A 22240-nucleotide genomic window follows, 5' to 3' on the forward strand; every position below is an offset into this window, starting at 1 on the left:
CACGCGGTCACTCGTTCGGCGCAGGGTGCGCGAAAGAGTGGTGAGCGGGGGAGCAGCTGGTTTGACTGCACAGATGCCTGTTCCACCCCATGCTCGCGGCTACGAGGACTTCGGCGGCTCCGTCGGTCGCACCACGGCCGATTCGACGCCGGATTGGCGCTTCCCGCCCACCGCCCCCGAGGGCGCTCCGAACATCGTCGTGGTGCTGATCGACGACATGGGATACAGCGACATCGGCCCGTTCGGCTCGGAGATCGAGACGCCGACACTGGACCGGCTGGCCGCCGACGGTCTTCGGCTGACCAACTACCACACCACCCCGCTGTGCTCGCCGTCGCGCGCGTCGCTGCTCACCGGGATCAACGCCCACCGCGCCGGGTTCGGCTTCGTCGCCAACGCCGACCCCGGCTATCCCGGTCTGCGCCTGGAACTCGCGGACGACGTGCTGACCCTGCCGGAGATCCTGCGCGGCAACGGTTACGCCACCTACGCGGTCGGCAAGTGGCACCTGGTGCGCGACGCCACGATGAACCCCGCCGCCCACCGGGACTCCTGGCCCACCCAGCGTGGGTTCGACCGCTACTACGGCTCGCTCGAGGGGCTGAACTCCTTCTACTACCCGAATCAGCTGATCTCGGACTCCTCGGTCGTCGACATCGAGGAGTATCCGCCGGGGTATTACCTGACCGACGACCTGACCGACAAGGCCATCGCCTATATCAAGGATCTCCGCGCGCACGACGCCGCCAAACCGTTCTTCCTGTACTTCGCCCACGTGGCTATGCACGGCCCCCTGCAGGCGAAACCCGCGGACCTGGCCAAGTACCGCGGCCGCTACGCGAAGGGATGGGACGAACTGCGCCGCAGCCGATTCGCCGCGCAACTCGGCCAGGGCCTTTTCCCCGCCGGTACGCAGCAGAAACCACGCAACACCGAACCGGGTTACGAGGCTGCGGAGTGGGATTCGCTGACCCCCGCGCAGCAGCGCCGCTTCGCCCGGTATATGGAGGTGTACGCGGGCATGGTGGACAGTATCGATCAGAGCCTGGGACGCATCGTCGACACGCTCGAGCAACTCGGCGAACTCGACAACACCATCGTGGTGTTCACCTCGGACAACGGCGGCACCGCCGAGGGCGGGCCGGAGGGCACCCGCACCTATTTCGCGGAGTTCGCCCACATCACGGATCCCGAGTGGATCGGCGACGTCCCGCACGACGAGGAGTTGATCGGCACCGCGAAGCTGGGCGTGCACTATCCGCGCGGGTGGGGCCAGGCGTCGAACACGCCGTTCCGTTTCTACAAAGGGCAAACCTTCGCAGGCGGTGTGCGCGTGCCGTTCGTGATCTCCTGGCCGAAAGGGCTGCCGCGCGACGCGGGCGACGACGGTATCCGGCACGAGTACACCTATGTCACCGATCTCGCGCCGACATTGCTGGAGCTGGCCGGATTGCCGCGGCCGAGTGTGCGCAACGGTCTGCCCGCCAAGGATTTCGACGGCGTCTCGGCGGTGCGGACGCTGCGTGATCCGCGGGCGGTGTCCGCGCACACCGAGCAGTACTCGGAGATGGTCGGCAACCGGGGCTTCTATCGCGACGGATGGAAGCTGCTGTCGCTGTACGAGCCGGGGACCGACATCGATGAGCCGAAGTGGCAGTTGTTCGACGTCCGCACCGATCCGACGGAGTTGCACGACCTCGCCGAGCGGTTCCCGGAGAAGGTCGCGGAACTGGCCGCCGCCTGGGACGAATCCGCCTGGGCGAATACGGTGTTCCCGCTGATGACCCGTCAGGATCTGGCGCGGCGGCGGCCCGAAGAAGAACGATTCTCGGCTCCCGTCCGGCTGCTGCCCGGCACGCCGACCTTGGAACGGTATCGCTCCCAGCGACTGATCGCCTATCGGGACTTCGCCATCGAGGCGGAACTCGCCGGCTACGCCGCCGCTGACGAAGGCGTTCTGGTCGCACACGGTGATCCGCTGGGTGGCTATGTCCTCTACGTCGAGGACGGCCGGGCGACCTTCGGCCTCAACAGCTACGGCCGCTACGACAGCGTGACGACACCACCCCTCCCGGCCCGCCTGCGGGAGATCACTGTGCGCGCCACCGTGCGACCCCGGCTGCGGTGGGATTTCACTCTCGAGATCGACGGCGCCCCCGTCGCGCGGCTGCTCGATCAGGTGCAGCTGGTCGGCATGTCGCCGTGGACCGGGATCTCCGTCGGCGTCGACGCCCGCGGCCCGGTGGCCTGGAATCTGCGGGAACGCCGCGGCACATTCCGCTACACCGGCGCGCTGCGCGCGATCACGTACACGCCGGGCCCGGTTCGGGTGCCGCGACCGGCCATCGAGGCGGTGGAGCGCGAGGCGGAATTCATCGCCGAATGATTCCAATTACCGATCAGCATGCGTCGCCGAACATCTGTCCGGCCGCGCGCAGCGAATGGTCGATGGCGTCGAATCCGGGGAGCATGACCCGCTCGTAGGCCGCGATCGCGTCGGCCGGCGGCTTCGCGCCCGGGCAGGGTCGAGGAGCGCCGCGAGCGTCAGCGGGCTCGACACCACCTGGGCTCCGGCCGCAACCGACGACATCGCCGGGCGTCATCCGGGAAGGTGGGTGCAGTCGGAGGGGATCGAGCGCACCCACCCTCGCGCCTCGGCGACAGCCGAGCAGCGGGCACGGCCGGCGCGGGCAGCGTCGGGACTGACCGACGGAGACGATGTGAAAACCCCCGGAAACCCCGACCCGTGACCGACCTTAACTCCGAAGGCCCTTCGATGGCGGGAGAAATCGCAATTCGCTATTCCTGAAGCGGATTTCAGGCGCCTTCAGGCTGCCTTAAGCCCCCTGCTGCGAAGGTGATCTGCAACTTCGAGAGCACAATTCCCACAGGAGGTTTCGCAATGAAAGCCACTCTTCGCCGTACCCTGTCCGGCCGGCGCGGACTGCTCGCTGCCGCCGCTGCCGCCGCTCTTCTCGTCGGTGGCCCCGTGGCGCTGTACGCCGCCGCGAGTCCGCAATCGCCCGCCCGGCAGGCCGTCGCCGCCGCTGTGCCGGACCACGAGTGGACCCTCACCGCGGCGCCCGCGATCGGCAGGGAGCAAGCAGGCGACAAAGCGCGCGAAGCTGTGCCGGGGAGCACCGTGGTCTCCGCCGAACTCGACGACGAGGGAAGGACGACGGTGTGGGAGGTCGAACTCCGGACACCCGACGGCGTGGAGCACGAGGTGACGATCGACGCGACCAGCGGGGCCGTGCTGGGCACCGTGCGCCAGGACTGACAGCGACACAACGAAGGTCAAGGTTTCCGGAGACATGAATCTGCGCAAGATCGCCACGATATCGACGCTCGCTGTCGCGCTGACCGGCATCACGGCCGGCAATGCAGGCGCCGCACCGCAGGATGCCGGTGCGGAAGTCGTCAATTACACCGCCACCACCTCCGCCGAGAACGTCGTCGTCCGGATCGACTCGGGCTCGATGCGGGCCGAGAACGGGATATTCGCGATCGAGGCGACCGACGGCACCGTACTCGCGGGCACGCCCCTCGAATTCCGGGTCGACGACTTCGTCTTCCCCATCGCGGCCGATATCAGCGGCCGGACGGCTACGCTCACACCGCGCTTCGACATCGCCCACGCCCAGTACCGCCCGGTCGCTCTGCCGTTCGAAGACTCGGCGCATTGGCGAACGCCGTACGAGCGTGAAGTCGCGGCCTTCACCCGGCTCAAGGACACCATCGCCAGCGGCGCCGCGATCGGCACCGTCGTCGGCGGCCTCGGTGGCGGCCTGGTCGGTTGCGTGCTGGGCGGCATCGCAGGCGCCACGGTCGCCGCCGCCACGATCGTCGGCATGTTCGGTCCGTTCATCCCGGCCGCCGCCGTCGGCTGCCTGGGCGGCATCCTGGCCGTGGGCGCACTGGGCACGCTCGCCGGTCAACTCTTCGTCACCGCACCCGTGGCCGTCGCCGCGCTGGTGCAGTACTTCACCACGATCAATCAGCCCTTCGTCCCGCCGGCCAAATAGCTTACCGGTGGGCTCTCGCCCAGCGTGCCGCCAGGTGAACTGCCGGGTCCTGGCGGCTCGGGTTGTTTCGCCGGTGCGGCACGGGGCAGCTAAGTGATGTGAGTACAGAACACGAGCGACCGCGTGGCGACCGGGTCGCGGTCACCGGCGGTGACTGAATGCGACTGCGCCGTAGCCGACCGTACGACGGCGGAGTCGAGCGCGTCCGGCGCGGGCGCGGATTCAGCTACCGCACCGCGGACGGCGCACCCGTGCGCGACGACGAGACGTTGGAGCGCATCCGCGGGCTGGCGATCCCACCGGCCTGGCGCAAGGTGTGGATCTGCCCGCACGACAACGGTCACATCCAGGCCGTCGGCGTCGATGCCGCGGGGCGGCGCCAGTACCTGTACCACGAGCAGTGGCGCAAAGAGCGCGACGAGGAGAAGTTCGACCGGGTTTTGGCCCTGGCCGGGCGCTTGCCGGAGATCCGCGCCCAGGTGCGGGAAGACCTCGCGTTGCGCGGCCTGACCCGGCCGCGGGTGGAGGCGGTGGCCGTCGACCTGGTCGATCGCGGAGTGTTCCGAGTCGGAGGCGAGGAGTACGCCGAGGAGCACGGCACCCGGGGAGTCGCGACGCTGCTGCGTGAGCAGGTCGAGGTGTCCGGGGATCGAATGCTTTTCGACTATCTCGCCAAGGGCGGCATCCGGCGCCGCGTGAGCGTCCGAGATGCGCTGCTGGCCAAAGCGGTTCGATCGCTGCTGCGCAGCAAAGCGGATTCCGATCGGCTCTTGGTGTACCGGGACGGCAGCCGTTACGGCGAACTGCGCGCCGACGACATCAACTCGCGCTTCCGCGAACTCGCCGCCTGCGAGTGCAGCGTCAAAGACTTGCGCACCTGGCAGGCCACCGTCCTCGCGGCGGCCGCGTTCGGTTCGATCGAACGTCCGGCCGGTCGCCGGGCGCGCAGGACCGCGGTGCGGGAGGTCATGGACGAGGTCGCCGCCGCCCTCGGCAACACCCCTGCGGTCGCCCAGGCGTCGTATGTCGACCCACGGGTCGTGACGGCATTCGAGAACGGCACGACCGTCGCCGCGGCACTGCGGCGCGCGAAGCGGGCCGAGTCGGCCGATGCGGAGCGGGCGATCATCGACAGCGCCGTAATTCGTATGCTCCGCCGGATGTGACGACACCGGTCGGTCCCGATGCGCACCGGAAGGTGCCGTCGGCTATGTGACCGCACCGGCGCGAGGGGCATTGGCGGCGAACATCGTGCACATCCGATGCCGCACCCCGCGGCGGAGTTCGGGCACCGGCCGTGTCCTGGCATTCAGCCGTGCTCATCTGCCGAAACACAAGCTGTGCAGTCGGTTTCCCCATTTTCGCCTGCATTCGTTCACCCGAACCAGCAACGGCACAGCCATCGACGCCTGATACTGAACGAGCAACGTCTCCGCACTGCGCGGTGATCCCTAGGAGCCGATCTGGTAGCGACGCTCCGAGAATCGACAGGATCCGGCGATGCCCAAGATCAAGAATCTGAACCCGCTCCCCATGGCCGACATCGGCGGCTCGGATCTCTTCATTCCCTTCCGAATGCCGAGTGGCGAAATCGGATACCTTCTCGGCGACACATTCTCCGGGACCGAACCGAGAGTGGGTGGCCCGAATTGGCGTTCCCCGATGCTGCTGCGCAGCGGTACCCACGACATGTCCACGCCCATCGAATTCGGCTCGGCCGCACGGGGCGCTCGGCAACTCTGGGACTACGTGCACGACAATCCGGAGTACTCCACGATCCTGCCTTGTGACGCGCTCACCATCGGCGGCCGAATCTATCTGTGGGTGATGGTCACCCAGGGATTGGCGAACGAGCGCTGGTGCGAGATCCGTTATTCCGACGACAACGGAGAGAGCTGGACCGATACCGCGGTCCGGTGGTCGACCAGCGCCTACGGTGGAAAACGCACCATGATCTCCTGGGAACGCGGCGGCGACGGCTTCGTCTACGTCATCTCCACCGGCGGACTCGCCCGCAACAAGAACATGCTGCTGTGGCGGGTGCGGGAGAGTCATACCGCACTCACCGATCCGGCGGCCTGGCAGGGATGGGGGTGGAACGGCTGGGACTGGGGATGGGGCCGCGATCCCGGCAGCGATCCGCGTTTCGGCATCCTGGCCGACGGCACCAAGCTCGGCGAGATCGGATTGCGGCGGGTGCAGGGAAATTGGGTGATGTCCGGTTTCGACGCCGGGGCATACGGTGCTTTCGTCAAGGTCGCCGCGAGAATCACCGACAACTGGCGCACCGCCCCTACCTACCGTCCCGTGAAGGGATCTTTCTGGGCACCGGGCGGGCCGGATATCGTGCCGCGTCTCTATGGCTGCTACGTCCACCCGGACAGCAGATTCGACGGCGCATTCTGCATGATCGTCAGCGAATGGGCGGAATCCGGTATGCCGTATCGCGGCATGCAATTCCGGATCTACGGGGTCCGGCCCGTCGCTCCGATCACTGCGGCACGGGTCGTCAGCCGGCCACGCGGCGGTTCGTTCCACGCAACGGATTGGCCACCGGGAACGTGATCGCGGGCAGCGTCACCGACATCCGCACGGTCGTGCCCGCTTCGGAGTGGTCGATGTCGAGTTGCTCGGTCAGCGCGCGCATCATGTCGATGCCACGGCCGCGATAGCCGGGATCGGACGCCCGGGGCTTCCAGTCGCCGGTGTCGGTGACCACGATGACGACGGTGTCGATATCGCAGGTGGCCGACATCGACACCCGGCCGTTGTCGTCGTTGCGGTAGGCGTGCTCGATGCTGTTGCTGCACGCTTCGTTGGCCGCGGCGACCAGATCGGCGGCCAGATCGTGCGGCACCGCCGCGGCGGCCAGCCACCCCTTCAGCGTGCGCCGCAGCGCCGCGAGCTCGTCCGCGCGCGCGGGCACGTCCAGCCGCAGCGGCGCGGGCGGCTGGCGGTAGACCACCATGGCCACGTCGTCGTCGTAGCCCGCGTCCGGGCGCAGACGCGAGAGCACCGCGTCGGCCACCTCGCGCGGCAGCCGCCCCGAAGTGTCGGCGAGGACCGCGGCGATCTTGGCGAACCCCTCGTCGATGTCGACGCCGCGCTGTTCGACCAAGCCGTCGGTGAACAGCACCAGGGTGGAACCGGGCGTCAGCGCCGTCGTCGCCTCCGGCCGGCGCGGCGTATCGAAGGTCGCCAGCGGCACCGCGCGTCCGCCTTCCAGCATCCGGCCGGTCTTGCCGACGTCGGCGAGGATCGGTGGCATGTGACCGGCGTTGCTGTAGCGGACCAGTCCGCGCACCGGGTCCAGAACGGCGGCGCAGACCGTGGTGCACATGGCGCCGGGGATGCGCGCGGCGACGGTGTCGAGTTCGGCGAGCAGCTGCGCCGGTCCCGCGCCGCGCAGCAGCAGCGCACGGGCGGCGGTTCGCAGCTGGCCCATCACCACCGCGGCGGACAGACCACGGCCGACGCAGTCGCCGACCACCACGCCGATGGTGCCGTCGCGCAGCGGCACCACGTCGTACCAGTCGCCGCCGATCTCCAGCGGCGGCAGCGCGGGTTCGTAGTGCACCGAGAAACGCGGCGGCAGATCGATCGGGCCGAGCATGGCGCGCTGGAGGGTCAGGGAGGTGGCGCGGGCCTGGTCGAAGTTGCGTGCGCGCTGAACGGCGAGACTGAGATGGCCGATCAGCAGGGAGAACAGCGTCCAGTCCGCGGCGCTGATCGCCCGCGGCGCGGCGAAGCGCAACCACATCGCCGCGTCGCCGGTCTCGCCGAGCGGAGCGACGATGCCCTCGGAGCTCTCGGCCGCTTCGGGAATCGCGAGCAGGCTGCGCGGCGGTCTGCGCCTGGCCCGTTCCAGCAGTGCGCGCGACCGGTCGTCGAGGGAGGCGGCGCCGTCGTGGGACGCGCCGTCGGCGCCCACACCGGAGACGTACACCTCCGGCATGGCGTTGCGGCTCGGCCACACCGCCACCACCGCGGTCTCCGCACCCACCGTGCGGCGCAGCTCGTCGAGCCCGACGGCGAGCACTTCGACCACGCTGGTGGCCGCGCCGACGGCGGTGGCGAGCCGGGAAGCGGCCTGGTCGCGTGCCTGCGCGTCGTGTTCGGCGGTGATGTCGCGGAGAGTGCCGACGAAGATCCGCTCGTTGTCCTCCGGCTTGATCAGCGCGCTGGTGCTCACCGCGAGCCACACATTCCGGCCGTCGCGGTGGCGGATCGGGATGACGAAGCGCTGTGCCTCGGTGCCGAGGTCGGGGTAGCGCGGACCCTCCGGGCTCGACCACGGATGCGGTAGCGGATAGGGGACACCCGCGGCGCCGTAGCCGGTCAAGGCGCCGAAGGCGGTGTTGACCTCGATGATGGTGCCCTGCGCGTCGGCGACGAAGAAGCCGTCTTGCAGCGATTCCACCAGCGCCGTGCGGAAGGCGTCGCGTCCGGCGAGATCGTCGGCGCGAGTACGTTGCTGCTCGTAGCGGCGGGTGCCATCGAGGTAGCCGCGGGTGGCGATGTCCAGCGGGACGAGGGTCTGCAACAGGAATTCCAGCGCGGTCTCCGGCAGGCGGGCCCCGGATTCGCCGCCCTCGGCGGAACCTGCCTTCTGGCGCTGTTCCTCCGCGTCCTGGACCACCCGGAAGTGGTTCTCGGTGAGATCGAGCAGGCTGATGCCTTCGACCAGGGCGCGTCTGCCCAGCTCGTACCCCTCGGCGAGGCCGGCCTGGGTGGGCGAATCCAGGTGCCGCCGTAGGGCGTCGGCGTAGTCGTCCAGGAAGTCGGCCAGCAGGGCGCTCATCTGGCCGCCCCTCGCACACCGCGATGCCGCGCCGCGAGCACCAGCGCGTCGTCGGTGTCCTTGGCGTGCCGGGCGAGCATCTCGGCGGTGATGTCGGCGGTGGACTTGGAAAGATCGATGTCGCCGGTGGACTCGGTGACGATGCCGTCGGTGGACATCAGCAGCAGGTCGCCGGGACGGACCGCGACCGACTGCGGCTGCAGCGTCGGCGGGAGCCGATAGCCGACGATGCCCGCGGTCAACAGGACGGTCGCGTGTACCCGCAAGCCCGCGGGACCCGCGGTCAGCACTTGGGATTCGACATTGCCGACGCCGAGCCAGCGCACCGTGTCACCCTCGTCGAACAGGGCGAGCGAGATCGCCGCCCCCCGGGTGTCGGCCATCGCGCGGTGGCACAGCACCATCAGCACGTCCAGCGGTTCGGCGCGGTTCTCCGACAGCACCCGCGCGGCGCGATCGGCCGCGTCCGCCGCGGCGGCGCCGTGACCGAGCCCGTCCAGGACCGCGAACAGGACGGTGCCCCCGCCCGTGTCGAGGACGACGCCGCGGTCACCGGAGACCTGTTGACCGGGCAGTGCGCGACCGGCCACCGCCCACTCGATCCGGCCGATGAACCCGTCGTCATGCACCGTTCGGTACCCACTTCCACATCTCCACCAGCGTGCCGCGACCCGGCGCCGAATCCACGGTCAGCCGGTCCATCAACCGCCGGGCGCCGGGTAGGCCGAGCCCGAGCCCGCGTCCGGTGGAATAGCCGTCCTCCAGCGCCCGGGCGATGTCGATGATGCCGGGCCCCTGATCCTCGGCCTGCACCACCAGGGCTTGCCGACCCTCGCGGTCGTCGACGAGCAGGCGGATCTCGCCGCTGCCCGCGTAACTGGTGATGTTGCGGGCGATCTCGGAGATCGCCGTGGAGATCATCGTGCGGTCGGTCAGGGTGAATCCGAGCTTTGCTGCCAGTTCGCGTCCGGCTTGACGTGCGGTCACGATGTCCCCGGACACCCTGACCGCGATCACCACGTTCTCAGCGGCCACTGTCACGACCGTCTCGCTGGCGACGGGCTGGGATCTTGCGGTCCAACCAGGCGAGCCCCTCTTCCAGATCGAGGGCGGTGTGCATGTCCTCGAAGGTGAGCCCGAGTTGCACCATGGCGAACGCGACTTCCGGTTGCAGACCGACGATCACCGTTTCGGCGCCGCGCAGCTGCGTCATGTGCGCGATGGTACGCAACGATCTCGCGGCGAACGAATCCATCACGTCGATGGCGGTGACATCGACGATGATGCCGTGCGCCCGATACTTGCTGACCTGCTTCATCAGGTCGTCCTGCAGGCGCTCGGTATCGGCATCGGTCAGCGCGGACTGCACCGACGCGATGAGATAAGTCCCCTGTTTGAGAATCGGAACCGGCATGTGACGCGCCTGATCAGCGGCCGTCGCGTTCGGTCACCCGTTCGGTGACGCGAGAAACCTCGTAGCCCAGCAGCCGTTCCGCCTCCTCGATTCCGCCTTGCAGGTCGCCGACCGCATTCATCTTCGACAGATCCAGACCGATGGTGACCAGGGTGAGCGCGATCTCCGAGGACAAGCCGGTGATGATCACGTTCGCGCCCATCAGCCCGGACGCGTCGACGGTCTGCACCAAGTGGTTGGCCACGGTGGAGTCGATCTGCGGCACACCGGTGATGTCGATGACGACCACCTTCGCGCGGTTGGCCCGGATGGCGCGCAGCAGCTGCTCGGTGAGCTGGCGGGCACGCTGGCTGTCCAGCACGCCGATGATGGGAAGGATCAGCAGCTGCTCACGCACCTGGAGCACCGGGGTGGACAGCTCGCGGATGGCTTCCTGCTGCTGGCGGATGACGCGCTCGCGCTCTTGGACGAAGGACACGCCCACGGTGTTGGCGATGCGGTTGGCGGCCGGTTCGTAGGCGTCGAGCACCGCGTTGAGCAGTTCGAAGTCCGCCTGGTACTTCTCGAACAGCGACCGGGCCAGCACGTCGCGCAGCAGCAGCACGATGCCGAGCACCTCGTCGGTCTCGACGCCGCGCGGAATGATGCGCTCGGACAGGTCGCGCGCGTAGGCCTGCAGCGCCTCGACGCTACCGGTCTCGAGCACCTCGACGTAGTTGTCGTAGACCGAGGTGGCCTCGGAGAAGATCTCTTCGGGCGTCATCGCGGTCAGCAGTTGCGCGTCGGTGATGCGCCGGGCCCATTCCTCACGCAGCGCGGTGCGGTTCTGGCGCAGGTGCTCGACCAGCTGCGGGAGCAGGTTGTCGACCGGTCCCGCGGTCAGGGAATCCGCCGAAAGGCTCATGGACACCTCGGACATGGAAACTCCTGCCCCTTTCGACGGGTTAGTCGGGATCTTCGTGCGTTCGGCGCTAGCCGATTCCGAGCCTAGTCATACCCCACCCGCGTCACCGGCGAAACCTACCGCTTGTTCGCCGGATGTTCGGGTGTGACGGACCTTACGGCACCGTATCGAACCCGCGTTCCAGCGCTGCGAGCGCCTCGTCCAAATACACGGTGAGATCCGCGTCGGCGCGGGCCAGCCAGGCGTCGAACGCGGCGCGCGCCGCGGCCAGCGTGGTCCGCCCGACGGCGAGCGGGATGAGCCCGTCCTCCGGTTCGCCGAGCCTGCTCGCCGCGAACGCGCTCACGGCGCGCTCCCAGGCGTCGTAGTGCGCGCCCGCGGTGGCGGCCAGCGCGGGGACGGTGGCGATCAGCTGCATCCGGGTGCGCAGTTCCGGAACGTCCTCGGCGCGATATCGGTTGGCGTTCACCACGACTCGGCGCACAGCGGTCATCATCGGCACGTCGTCCGGCGCCGTCGCGAACGCGGCGCGCAGGGCGGCGACCTCGTCGTCGAACTGCCACCACAGGACCTCCGCCTTGGTGGGGAAGTACCGGAAGAAGGTGCGTCCGCTGATTCCTGCGGCGGCGGCGATCTCATCGACGGTGGTCTCGTCGAAGCCCTGTTCACTGAACAGCCGCATGGCGATCACTTCGAGTTCGCGCTTGGTGGTGCCCCGTGGGCGGCCGCGCGTGGGCCGGTTCTCCAGCATCGTCTGATTGTGCTCGTTCGCCGCCGCTATTGATTATGTCAGTGACTGACGATAATCTCGCCGCATGTTGGCGGATCTCACCTGGCCCGAGGCGGGCGCGCGCGCCACCGCGGGTGCGATCCTCGCCGTGGCGGTCGGGGCGACCGAGCAGCACGGCCCGCATCTGCCGCTGTCCACCGACACCGATGTCGCCGCCGCGCTGTGCGCCCGGCTGGCCGCGGCGCGACCGGACGTGCTCGTCGGGCCCGCGATTCCGTACGGCGCCAGCGGCGAGCACGCCGGCTTCCCCGGCACGCTGTCGATCGGCCAGGCGGCGCTGGAACTGCTGGTGGTCGAGCTGTGCCGCTCGGCGACCGACACCTTCGACCGCGTCCTGCTGGTCAACTGGCACGGCGGCAACATCGAAGCGCTGCGCCGGGCGACGGAACTGCTGCGCGCCGAGTCACGCGACGTGCGGCTGTTCTTGCCGCGCTTCGAGGGCGACCCGCACGCGGGCCGGTCGGAGACGGCGCTGCAACTGGCGCTGGCGCCCGCGCGCGTGCGCGACGACCGCGCCGCGGCGGGGGACACCCGCCCGCTGGCCGAACTGCTGCCGCTGCTGCGCCGCGGCGGAGTGCGCGCGGTGAGCGCCAACGGCGTGCTCGGCGACCCGGCGGGCGCGACCGCCGCCGAGGGCGCGGCCCTGCTCGAACACCTGAGCACCGACCTGCTCGACCGAACCCGGCTCTGGTGGCCGGAGAACTCCCCGGAAAGGACCGGAACATGAACCCGTGGTTCGAGACCGTCGCCGAAGCGCAGCGGCGGGCGAAGAAGCGGCTGCCGAAATCGGTGTACGGCGCGTTGATCGCCGGCTCCGAGCGCGGCCAGACCATCGAGGACAATCAGCAGGCGTTCACCGAACTCGGTTTCGCGCCGCACGTGGCCGGGCCGATCGGCGAGCGCGACCAGTCCACGACCGTACTGGGACAGCAGGTTTCGATGCCGGTGCTGATCTCGCCGACCGGTGTGCAAGCGGTGCACCCCGACGGCGAGGTGGCCGTCGCCCGGGCGGCCGCGGCCCGCGGCATCGCGATGGGCCTGAGTTCGTTCGCCAGCAAGCCGATCGAAGAGGTGATCGCCGCCAATCCGGCGACGTTCTTCCAGCTGTACTGGTGCGGCGGCAAGGACGAGATCCTGGAGCGGATGCGCCGGGCCGAGGAGGCGGGCGCGGTCGGGTTGATCCTGACACTGGACTGGTCGTTCTCGCATGGGCGGGACTGGGGCAGCCCGGTCATCCCGGAAAAGCTGGATCTGCGCACCATGCTGAAGTTCGCGCCGCAGACCCTGGCGCGTCCGCGCTGGCTGGCGACCTACGCGCGATCGGGCAGCATCCCGGACCTGACCGCGCCGAACATGGCCATCGGCGACGCGCCCGCGCCGGGCTTCTTCGGCGCCTACGGCGAATGGATGGGCACGCCCCCGCCGGACTGGGCGGATGTGCGGTGGATCTGCGAGCAGTGGGGAGGCCCCGTGCTGCTCAAGGGCGTCATGCGGGTGGACGACGCGCTGCGCGCGGTGGATGCGGGTGTGGCGGGGATCTCGGTGTCCAACCACGGCGGCAACAATCTCGACGGCACCCCCGCCGCGATCCGGGCACTGCCGGTGCTGGCGGACGCGGTGGGCTCGCAGGTCGAGGTGCTGCTCGACGGCGGCATCCGGCGGGGCAGTGATGTGGTGAAGGCCGTGGCGCTGGGCGCTCGGGCGGTGCTGATCGGGCGTGCCTACCTCTGGGGGCTGGCCGCGAACGGGCAGGCCGGTGTGGAGAACGTGCTGGACATCCTGCGTGGCGGCATCGACTCGGCGCTGCTGGGTCTGCGCAAGACGCGCGTCACCGATCTGGACCGCTCGGACGTGGTGGTGCCCGCCGGGTTCGAGCGAGCGCTCGGATTGCCCGAAACAGCCGCCGCGGCAAGCGTTCCGGCCGATCACGCGGCTTCGCACAACTGAGCGGTCAGCTTTCGGCCGCCGCCCGCCGGTGGTGTGCGAGCAAGGTGTCGTAGATATCGGCCAGGGCGGTCAGCTGCTGACGATCGAGGATGTCGATCATGTGCCTGCGCACGCTCTCCACGTGCGCGGGCGCGGCGCCGGTCAGCACCTCGGCGCCGCGCGGGGTGAGTTTGGCGGCCGTGCGGCGGGCGTCGTCGGGGATCGGCTCGCGGACGACCAGCTCCCGTTTCTCCATCCGGGTGATCTGGTGGGACAACCTGCTCTGCGACCACTCCAGCTTGGCCGCGAGGTCGGCGAAGGTGAGCCGGTGGTCGGGCGCCTCGGCCAGATAGGCCAGCACCGAGTATTCGACGTAGGTGAGGTTGGACTCCCTGGTGGAATCCCGCCCGACCGCCGCGGCGATGAGGTCGCGGGTGCGCACGAAACCCAGCCAGGCGCGCATCTCGACGTCATCGAGCCAATGGGGATCGGTCACGATAGCGCTCCAAACTCTGACGTGTCCCAATGAGAGGTAGCATCACCGGGGTTGAACGTGCAACCTTTTCCGGGCAACTGTCCGAGATAGGGTTGCCTAACCCGGAGCGGCCCGGCGGTGGTGGCTAGGCTCGCTGTGCTCGTGACCAGCCCGGCCGTTCGCGGCGCTCGGGCCCACCCAAAGGAGTGCGACTGGTGACCGCGCCGGACTTCCGCTATTCAGACCTGCTGCCGATCGGCGCGGACGACACCCCCTATCGGCTGCTCACGACCGAGGGCGTCAGCACGTTCGAGCACAACGGGCGCACTTTCCTGCAGGTAGAGCCGGAAGCGCTGCGGCTGCTCACCGAAACGGCGATGCACGACATCAGTCACTTCCTGCGCCCGGCACATCTGGGTCAGTTGCGCAAGATCATCGACGACCCGGAGTCCAGCGGCAACGATCGCTTCGTCGCGCTCGATCTGCTCAAGAACGTCAACATCTCCGCCGGCGGCGTTCTGCCGATGTGCCAGGACACCGGTACGGCGATCGTGATGGGGAAGAAGTCCGAGGGCGTGCTCACCGGCGTCGACGACGCGGAATGGATCAGCCGCGGGGTGTTCGACGCCTACACCAAGCTGAACCTGAGGTACTCGCAGCTGGCGCCGATCACCATGTGGGAGGAGAAGAACACCGGCTCCAACCTGCCCGCGCAGGTCGAGCTGTACTCCACCGCGGGCGACCCGGCGAACCCCGCCTACAAGTTCCTGTTCATGGCCAAGGGCGGCGGCTCGGCGAACAAGTCGTTCCTGTACCAGGAGACCAAGGCCATCCTGAACCCCACGCGCATGCTGGAGTTCCTGGACGAGAAGATCCGCTCGCTCGGTACCGCGGCCTGCCCGCCCTACCACCTCGCGGTCGTCATCGGCGGCACCAGCGCCGAATTCGCCCTGAAGACGGCGAAATACGCGTCCGCGCACTACCTGGACAATCTGCCCACCGAGGGATCGCTGTCCGCGCACGCCTTCCGGGATCTGGAGCTGGAGGAGGAGGTCTTCAAGCTGACCCAGTCCTTCGGCATCGGTGCGCAGTTCGGCGGCAAGTACTTCTGCCACGACGTGCGGGTGGTGCGCCTGCCCCGGCACGGCGCGAGCTGCCCGGTCGCCATCGCGGTGTCCTGCTCGGCGGACCGGCAGGCACTGGCCAAGATCACCGCCGAGGGCGTGTTCCTGGAACAGCTCGAGCGCGAGCCCGCGCAGTACCTGCCCGAGCAGACCGACGCCATCCTGGGCGGCGACGTCGTGCGCATCGACCTCAACCGGCCGATGGACGAGATCCGCGCCGAATTGTCCAAATACCCGGTGAAGACGAGGCTTTCGCTGAGCGGTCCGCTGGTCGTCGCACGGGACATCGCGCACGCCAAGATCAAGGAGCGACTGGACGCGGGCGAGCCGATGCCGGACTACCTGCGCGACATGGCCGTCTACTACGCGGGCCCGGCCAAGACGCCGGAGGGCTACGCGTCCGGTTCCTTCGGCCCGACCACCGCGGGCCGGATGGATTCCTATGTCGACCAGTTCCAGGCCGCGGGCGGCTCGTTCGTGATGCTCGCCAAGGGCAACCGGTCCGCGCAGGTCACCAAGGCGTGCAAGGAGCACGGCGGCTTCTACCTCGGTTCGATCGGCGGACCGGCCGCCCGGCTGGCACTGGACTGCATCAAGTCCGTCGAGGTGCTCGAGTACCCCGAACTGGGCATGGAAGCCGTCTGGAAGATCGAGGTCGAGGACTTCCCGGCGTTCATCGTCGTCGACGACAAGGGCAACGACTTCTTCGCCGAAACGCAGAAGCCGATCGCGCTGCGCGTGCGCACCCGATCCAAAGAGCGCGTCTGATTCACCTCGACCCGCAGGCGGCAGGACGCGGACACACCGATGTCCTGCCGATCACCGGGTTCTCGGCGTCGTCGCAGCGGGCACGCTTAGCGAAGTACATCGTTGATCCGGCACCGATGCAGGTCGAGGAGAGCTATGAGCACGTCCAGGCCAGTACCGACGGCGTTGTATATCACCGAGTCGGCCGCCCTCCGGCTGGCCGATCGCGCTGCCCGGGAGGGCACCAGCAGTACCGCACTGCTCGATCGGCTCATTCGCGAAGGCGTCGATCAGCTCGATCACCCCGGGATCGTGTTCCGAGGGCCGCTGCACGACCGCCGAGCGGCGCTGTCTGCCGGACCGGAGGTCTGGGAAGTCGTTGCGCGCCTGCGGGAACTGGACGGACCCGTGGAACGCCGGATCGCCGCGCTGAGCGCGAAGTCGGACCTGAATACGAGCAAGATCCGGCTGGCGCTCGCCTACGCGCGAGCGCACGACGGCGAGATCCTGGAGCGGATCGCGCGCAATAAGCAAGCGGCGGAGTCGATTCACCGCCGTGGCGTCCGGGTGGCCGCGACATCGTTGCCGTCCAGCGTGCTGGACGGTCCACCGTGGGCCTGATTCGGGCGGTTCGTCCCAGGGGCCCGATCTTCTGAACATCCACCGTGATCTGCGGGCAGCTGACGGCATGAGCCGATGGCTGCCCGCACTGCTATGCGGCCCAGTGCCGTTCGTGGCCTGTGGGGCAGCCGATCGGCGGTTGACTGCTGCACCGCGCTCGAGGTGGGTACGAGGGACATACAGCCCGAAAGGGATGCATCGCTCCCCGGAAACACTTCTATATCGGGCGAACTCGGCGAACGGCGCACCGGCGATGAATCGCAAACCGTTCAAAAGCCCCATGGATCCCGGCATTTCGGTAGTGGTAGCCGGGGAGGTCTATTTGTGATCCACAACACTGGAATAGATTGTGGACAGCTGGTTTTCCACGGCGGCGAAAGATTAGCTATCTCACTGTTATTGGGCACATAACGGGCATATCAGATACGCATTATCCCAAGCTGTGGAGTTTTCTGTGGAATTCGCTGGATGTTGTCCACATGGTTGACGGTGTCTCCTGTGGAACGGAGGGTGGCCGCCGAGAGCAGGTGAGCCGCATGCGGCTGCCGGGCGCGGAAGGCCGAGCCGCACCGTGGAGTGCCTCTTCGTGCGCCTCCGATCGGGGCATATCCGGCAGAGGCGATAGCATCGGCGCATGGTGCTCGGGAATTCTGTGCGGAGTCGGGTGGCGGTAGGGCTTTCGGTGACGGTGCTTCCGGTGCTGGTCGCGACCGGCGCGTGGGCGGGACAGGCGCAGGCCGACACCGCCGTCGCCATCGAGCAGCGGGAGTCGGTGGGCTCGGCGACGGGGACCGAGGGGCTCGATCCCAAGCTGGCGTTGGCGTACACCCTGGCCGAGCGGGAGGCGCACGCCCAGGGGGTGCCCTTGTCCATCACGTCCGGATATCGGACGCCCGCCGAGCAGCAGGCGCTGTGGGAGGACGGCGTGGCGACCTACGGGCCCGACGACGCGCGCCGCTGGGTGCTGCCGCCGGAGGAGTCCACCCACGTCTCCGGCGACGCGATCGATGTCGGTCCGCAGCAGGGCGCTCGGTGGCTCGAGGCGAACGGCTACCGGTGGGGACTGTGCCGGATGTTCGAGAACGAATGGTGGCATTTCGAGTTGGCCACCGTGCCGGGCACGGATTGCCCGCCGATGACGCCGGACGCGAGTGTGCGCTGATCCGCCGCAGGTCTGCTGGACGCCGCGCGCCGCGATGCCCCGGAATGAGCCGGTCGGCTAGGTCATCGGCGTGAGTTCCAGGCCGCCCTCGATCGTGCTGGGGACGCGGCGGCGATCGGGAGAACCGAGCGCGGCGGTGAGATCCGTTCCGTCGTGTTCGGCGAGCAGGTCGCCGCTGTCCCACACCAGCAGTGTCGCGCTGACGGTGTTCTCGGCCGCCGAGTGCGCCAGGTCGTAGTGCGCGCACGCCGGGACGTGCGGATAGGTGATCCACAGGTCGTAACCGGTCATGAACAGGTCCAGGTCGAATTGCACGCTCAATCCGAGCAATTCGCTGCGGCCGTTGTCGTCGACGCCCGCGAACGCCTCGTCCAGCGCGAGCAGGCGCGGGGCCTGCGGGTCGGCCGAATCGAGCATGACGTGCGCCGCGGCGAACAGCGGCAGGTGCAGCGATACCGACTGCTCCCCGCCCGACAGCGCGCTGTGCCTGGCCACGGTGAGCTTGTCCTCGCTGCCGTCGGCGGAGATCAAGGTGAACGAGAACACCCGCCAGGTGCGGTAATCCAGCGTCGCGGCCAAGATCTCGGGGTAGGAGCGTTCCGGGTGCGCCGCCCGCGCCGCGCGGATCTCGGAGGCGAAATGCGCACGGACCGCCGCCAGATCCTCCGCCGTCAGCGCCGAGGCATCCCGGTCGAGCAGCTTGCACATCGCCCGCGCCGCGTCGGACAGGCTGTCGGCCAGCACCCAGTGCACGCCGATGGTGTTGCCCGAGGACATCCGGCGCTGTTTCATCTCCGCGCCCATCCGGCCGATGAGATCGCGGGCGTCGCTGGTGCGTTCGTGGATCTGCTGGGCCAGGCCGGTCAACAGCGCGTCCTCCAGGATGCGTCGCTCGGCGTCGGTGAGCAGCAATTCCTGGTCACGGCGTGCGGAGTCGAGGCGGCCTGCGAAGTCGGCCAGCGCGGAGACGCCGTGCTCGTCGTGCACCTGGACGACGGTGAGGCCGTCGGCGGCGTCCCATTGCAACCGGTAATCGCGGCCCGAAGCGGCGAGCGCGGCATCGAATTCCTGCAACGCCGCGGTCACCGCCGAGCGCGTGGACTTGCGGGCCGCCTCGCCGGCGCGCACCGACGACGTGGCCGCGGCGAGACTGTCGAACAGCGCGGCGACTTCGTCGGGCAGCACCCGCGGTGGCGCCTGCGGCCCTGCCTTCGATATCCGGTACAGCAATTGCTCGGGCGTCGACCACGCGGCGTCGCTGCTGGGCCAGCGTCCGTCGGCGGGCGCGCCGAGCAGCGTGAGCAGATCCGGCCGAGCGTACGGCGCGAGGGCTCGCACGTCCGCCAGCACCTCGGTGAGCGCGGTGGCGAGGGACTCGTGCGCGGTGCGGTAGGCGGCCTCGGCGTCGCCGACCGCCTCGATGGCCTGGTTGGCGGCCTTGCGCGCGGCTTTCTGCTCGGCCTTGGTCGCCTCGATCCGCTGCCGGGCCCGCTCCAATTCGCGATCGACGTCGGCCGCGCCCGCGCCGAGAGCTTCCCGCAAGATCTCCAGTTTCCGCAGCTGTTCCTGGTAGCCGGTGTGCGCGGCCTCGGCTTCTTCCGCGAACGCCTCGGCCAGGTCGGCGGCCTCGGTCAAACGGTCCTCCGCCTCGCGTGCGCGCTCCCGTTCCCGTTCGTGGTCGCCGCGCAGGCGCAGCAATCCCGTTCCGGTGTTCTCGAAGTGCCGGATGGCGGCCGCGAGGGCGTCGATCTCGCGTGCCGTGCGCGGCGTGCGATGGGCTGCGGCGGCCGCGCGCAACTTCTTCTCCGCGGCGGACACTTCCGCGACCGCTCGGTCGAGGTCGCGCTCGGCGTGGGCGGCGGCCTCCGCGCGCGAGCGCAGCATGCCCGCGGCCTCCGACACCGCCCGCAAGGCGGTGGTCACCGCGGTCGGGCGCGGAAGCGTCTTGGCGGCGGCGGAGATTCGCGCGAGTTCGGCGGTGGCGGCGGCTTCCTGCTGTTCGGCGGCGCGCCGGTCCTCGTCCGCGGCGGCCGCGGCGGCGGTCAGCTCGGCCGAGCGGATCTCGCGGCGCCTGGCCCGCGCGGTGGCGCCGATGAACTCGGCGTCGGCCTTGCGGTGCCTGCCGATCTGCACGCCTTGCCGGAACGCGCCGTCGGCTCCGATCGTCACCGCGCCGCCGGGCTCACCGGCGCCCTCGTGCAGGGCGACGGAGGCGAGCACGTCGGCCACGACCTGCCGCGGCACCATCAGGGTGTCCGAATCGTCTTCGACGACGAGCACGTCGGCGAGCGTGCGGCCGGTCGGGCGGTCCGATGCGGGCAGCGGCACCAGGAACTGATCGGAGTCGTAGTCGCGCGGCAGCTCGCCGCTCGGGCAGACCCAGGCGTCCAGCAGATTCGCGGCGTGCAACGCGGCTTCGATGCCCGCCGCGGCCTCGGGCGGCACGTCGTCCGCGAAACGCACCAGCCGCCACAGCGCGGCGCCGGGCTGGTCGCCGGTCCGGCCGGAGCGGCCCGCGAATGCCGGTGGCGCGTCGTCCCGGCGGGCGGTCACCCGTTCCAGTTCGGTGGTCAGCTCATCGTGGCGCGCCGTGGCCGCGGTGACGCGGGCGCGTGCCTCCTGACGCCGGGTACGGACTTCGTCGAGCACAGGTTCGGCACGCTCGGCCAGCACTTCGGCGACCGATGGCGCATCCGAATCCGTCTCGGCCAGCGCCGAACTCAACGCCTCGAACAACCCGGCGCGCACCGGGGCGTAGATCTCGCGGTGCTCGTCCCACCAGGTCCGCAACGCGGCCGCGACCTCGGAGCGGGTCACGGCGACCGCCGCTTCGGCGTGCGCGACTTCCGCCGCGGCCGCGTCGCGCAGTTCCCGCGCGCGCTCGGCGAGCCGCTCGGCCCTGGTGCGTTCGGCGGCAGCGGTGTCCACCGCGGCGACCGCCTTCCGGACTGCGCGCACGTCGGCGTCACGTTCCTCGGCGTGCCCGCGCACGGCGATGGTGAGCTGCTCGGCCCGCGTCGTCTCCGGAAGCGGCGTCCAGGCGATTCCGGCCTCCTCGGCCGCGGCGCGCAGGTCGTCCTCACCGCGGGCGAGCGCGGCGGCGGCGGTGCGCACCGCGGTGCGCGCGCGCTCGGCCTCCTGGGTCCGCTGGTCCAAGGTCTGGCGGGACTTGAGCGCCTTGTCGGCGTGCACGCCCGCCGAGGTCTCCAGGCGCCGCACCGCGTCGGCCAAGTCGTCGAGCTGCTGTTTGCCCTCGTAGGCGCTGGAACGCTGGAGGTTCTCCCGGTCGGCGAGAGCCTGCTCGTAGGCGCGGTCCGCGTCCTCGGCCCTGGCCTCGGCGGCGGTGCGCTCGGTTTCCCTGCGCTCGCGCAGGGCGGTGGCGGCGAACAGGGCGGTGCTCGCGTGGGTCACCGCGTCGAGCCGCGCGCGCACCTGGTCGACGTCCGTCTTCGCCTGCACCGCAAGATATTTGCGATACACCTCGACGAACGCCCGCGTCGCCGTGTCGGCGTGCACCAGACCCTCGAGGGTGCGGCCGACCTCCTCCATGTCGCTGAACGAGCGGGCGGCGTCCAGGATCAGCTGCTCGTCGAGCGGGCGCAGGCCGTCGGTGAGCGCCTGCGACAGGCCGCGCGGGTCCAGGTTCTTGGCCAGCTGCGGACGGCGCAGCGTGAGGATCAGATTGATCAGCTGGTCGTAGCGCTGCGTCCCGAGACCGAACATGCGCGCGTCGATGGCGTTGCGATAGTCCACCGGCCGGTCGACGATCGAATCGGTGCCGATCTGCTCGGCGAGCTGTTTGCGGGTGAACGGACGGTCGTCCGGGCCGATCAAGGAGAAGTCCACACCAACCCGGCCGTCGGCGACGAAATACCAGCGGGTCACCTTGTCCGAGGAACGGGTGGCGCGCATGCCGACGCCGACGGTGACCGCCTCGGGGTCCTCCCAGCGGCCGCGCGCGAACTCCATCCAGACATACGAGTACGCCGAGTCCTGCTTGCGGTAGAGCAGGTTCGACTTCATCGTGCGCTCCTCGCCGGCGAACGGGTTGAGCCTGCGCGGCTCGATCCGTCCGTCCAAGACGAAGGGGAACAGCACTTCCAGCGCCTTCGTCTTGCCCGATCCGTTCGGCCCGCGCAGGACCAATCTGCCGTCGGCGAAACAGAACTCCTGGTCGCGGTAATCCCATAGGTTGACGATCCCGGCGCGGGTCGGAGTGAACCGCACTCCGCCGTGAATGAGCGACATCCG

At 69.4% G+C, this 22240-nt stretch carries 18 protein-coding genes; 10 read left to right on the forward strand and 8 right to left on the reverse strand.

Going from position 1 to position 22240, the window contains the following annotated elements; all coding sequences use genetic code 11:
• Nucleotides 1-73 precede the first annotated feature (73 nt).
• The 5 genes from QMG86_RS11035 to QMG86_RS11055 all read left to right on the forward strand — a co-directional run bounded on the left by QMG86_RS11035 (nt 74) and on the right by QMG86_RS11055 (nt 6590).
• Nucleotides 74-2386 (forward strand): arylsulfatase, encoded by a 2313-nt coding sequence (locus QMG86_RS11035; protein ID WP_281879316.1) that lies wholly within the window; start codon nt 74-76, stop codon nt 2384-2386.
• Between the two features lie 516 nt (nt 2387-2902).
• On the forward strand, nt 2903-3280 hold the full coding sequence (locus QMG86_RS11040) for a PepSY domain-containing protein (protein ID WP_281879318.1): 378 nt from the start codon (nt 2903-2905) through the stop codon (nt 3278-3280).
• A 34-nt stretch (nt 3281-3314) separates the two neighbouring features.
• On the forward strand, nt 3315-4025 hold the full coding sequence (locus QMG86_RS11045; protein ID WP_281879320.1) for a DUF8020 domain-containing protein: 711 nt from the start codon (nt 3315-3317) through the stop codon (nt 4023-4025).
• Between the two features lie 158 nt (nt 4026-4183).
• The gene (locus QMG86_RS11050) at nt 4184-5191 is read left to right on the forward strand and encodes a DNA topoisomerase IB (protein ID WP_281879322.1); all 1008 of its coding nucleotides are present in this window, start codon (nt 4184-4186) and stop codon (nt 5189-5191) included.
• Between the two features lie 334 nt (nt 5192-5525).
• Entirely contained in the window at nt 5526-6590 is a 1065-nt protein-coding gene (locus QMG86_RS11055; protein ID WP_281879324.1) for a DUF4185 domain-containing protein, read from the forward strand.
• Here the strand turns inward: QMG86_RS11055 and QMG86_RS11060 are convergent.
• The 6 genes from QMG86_RS11060 to mftR form a co-directional block, all read right to left on the reverse strand.
• A complete protein-coding gene (locus QMG86_RS11060) occupies nt 6535-8826 on the reverse strand; it encodes a SpoIIE family protein phosphatase (RefSeq protein ID WP_281879325.1) in 2292 nt (763 codons plus the stop codon). The two genes, QMG86_RS11055 and QMG86_RS11060, sit on opposite strands and share 56 nt — an antisense overlap.
• Entirely contained in the window at nt 8823-9455 is a 633-nt protein-coding gene (locus QMG86_RS11065; protein WP_281879326.1) for a SpoIIE family protein phosphatase, read from the reverse strand. Before QMG86_RS11065 ends, QMG86_RS11060 begins: the two co-directional genes overlap by 4 nt.
• Complete coding sequence (locus QMG86_RS11070; RefSeq protein ID WP_051020806.1) at nt 9448-9861, reverse strand: ATP-binding protein; 414 nt, start codon at nt 9859-9861, stop codon at nt 9448-9450. The genes QMG86_RS11065 and QMG86_RS11070 overlap by 8 nt, the downstream gene beginning before the upstream one ends.
• Nucleotides 9851-10240 (reverse strand): STAS domain-containing protein, encoded by a 390-nt coding sequence (locus tag QMG86_RS11075; protein ID WP_039798459.1) that lies wholly within the window; start codon nt 10238-10240, stop codon nt 9851-9853. The genes QMG86_RS11070 and QMG86_RS11075 overlap by 11 nt, the downstream gene beginning before the upstream one ends.
• Before the next feature lie 13 nt (nt 10241-10253).
• Nucleotides 10254-11159 carry an STAS domain-containing protein gene (locus QMG86_RS11080; RefSeq protein ID WP_063018025.1) on the reverse strand — a complete coding sequence of 302 codons (906 nt, stop codon included), beginning with the start codon at nt 11157-11159 and terminating at the stop codon, nt 10254-10256.
• Nucleotides 11160-11298: 139 nt separating this feature from the next.
• On the reverse strand, nt 11299-11895 hold the full coding sequence (mftR, locus tag QMG86_RS11085; protein WP_281879328.1) for a mycofactocin system transcriptional regulator MftR: 597 nt from the start codon (nt 11893-11895) through the stop codon (nt 11299-11301).
• A gap of 64 nt (nt 11896-11959) precedes the next feature.
• On the opposite strand from mftR, the gene mftE reads away from it, so the two are divergent.
• Together mftE and mftD are read left to right on the forward strand one after the other, a co-directional pair.
• Complete coding sequence (gene mftE, locus QMG86_RS11090) at nt 11960-12661, forward strand: mycofactocin biosynthesis peptidyl-dipeptidase MftE (protein ID WP_281879329.1); 702 nt, start codon at nt 11960-11962, stop codon at nt 12659-12661.
• Nucleotides 12658-13881, forward strand: a complete 1224-nt coding sequence (gene mftD, locus QMG86_RS11095; protein WP_281879330.1) for a pre-mycofactocin synthase MftD — start codon at nt 12658-12660, stop codon at nt 13879-13881. The genes mftE and mftD overlap by 4 nt, the downstream gene beginning before the upstream one ends.
• A 4-nt stretch (nt 13882-13885) precedes the next feature.
• Here mftD and QMG86_RS11100 read toward each other — a convergent pair whose 3' ends face one another.
• Nucleotides 13886-14356, reverse strand: coding sequence for a MarR family winged helix-turn-helix transcriptional regulator (locus QMG86_RS11100; RefSeq protein ID WP_281879332.1), 471 nt, complete (start codon nt 14354-14356; stop codon nt 13886-13888).
• Between the two features lie 194 nt (nt 14357-14550).
• Here QMG86_RS11100 and QMG86_RS11105 point away from each other — a divergent pair, with 194 nt between their 5' ends.
• The 3 genes from QMG86_RS11105 to QMG86_RS11115 all read left to right on the forward strand — a co-directional run bounded on the left by QMG86_RS11105 (nt 14551) and on the right by QMG86_RS11115 (nt 17989).
• The gene (locus tag QMG86_RS11105; RefSeq protein ID WP_281879334.1) at nt 14551-16227 is read left to right on the forward strand and encodes a fumarate hydratase; all 1677 of its coding nucleotides are present in this window, start codon (nt 14551-14553) and stop codon (nt 16225-16227) included.
• Nucleotides 16228-16362: 135 nt separating this feature from the next.
• Nucleotides 16363-16827 (forward strand): hypothetical protein, encoded by a 465-nt coding sequence (locus QMG86_RS11110; protein WP_281879335.1) that lies wholly within the window; start codon nt 16363-16365, stop codon nt 16825-16827.
• Between the two features lie 664 nt (nt 16828-17491).
• Nucleotides 17492-17989: a M15 family metallopeptidase gene (locus tag QMG86_RS11115; protein WP_434085574.1), complete on the forward strand. Its 498-nt coding sequence runs from the start codon at nt 17492-17494 to the stop codon at nt 17987-17989.
• A 57-nt stretch (nt 17990-18046) separates the two neighbouring features.
• On the opposite strand, the gene QMG86_RS11120 is transcribed toward QMG86_RS11115, so the two are convergent.
• Nucleotides 18047-22237 (reverse strand): TIGR02680 family protein, encoded by a 4191-nt coding sequence (locus QMG86_RS11120; RefSeq protein WP_281879337.1) that lies wholly within the window; start codon nt 22235-22237, stop codon nt 18047-18049.
• Nucleotides 22238-22240 lie beyond the last annotated feature (3 nt).

Source organism: Nocardia sputorum (genome assembly GCF_027924405.1).
Lineage (GTDB): Bacteria > Actinomycetota > Actinomycetes > Mycobacteriales > Mycobacteriaceae > Nocardia > Nocardia sputorum.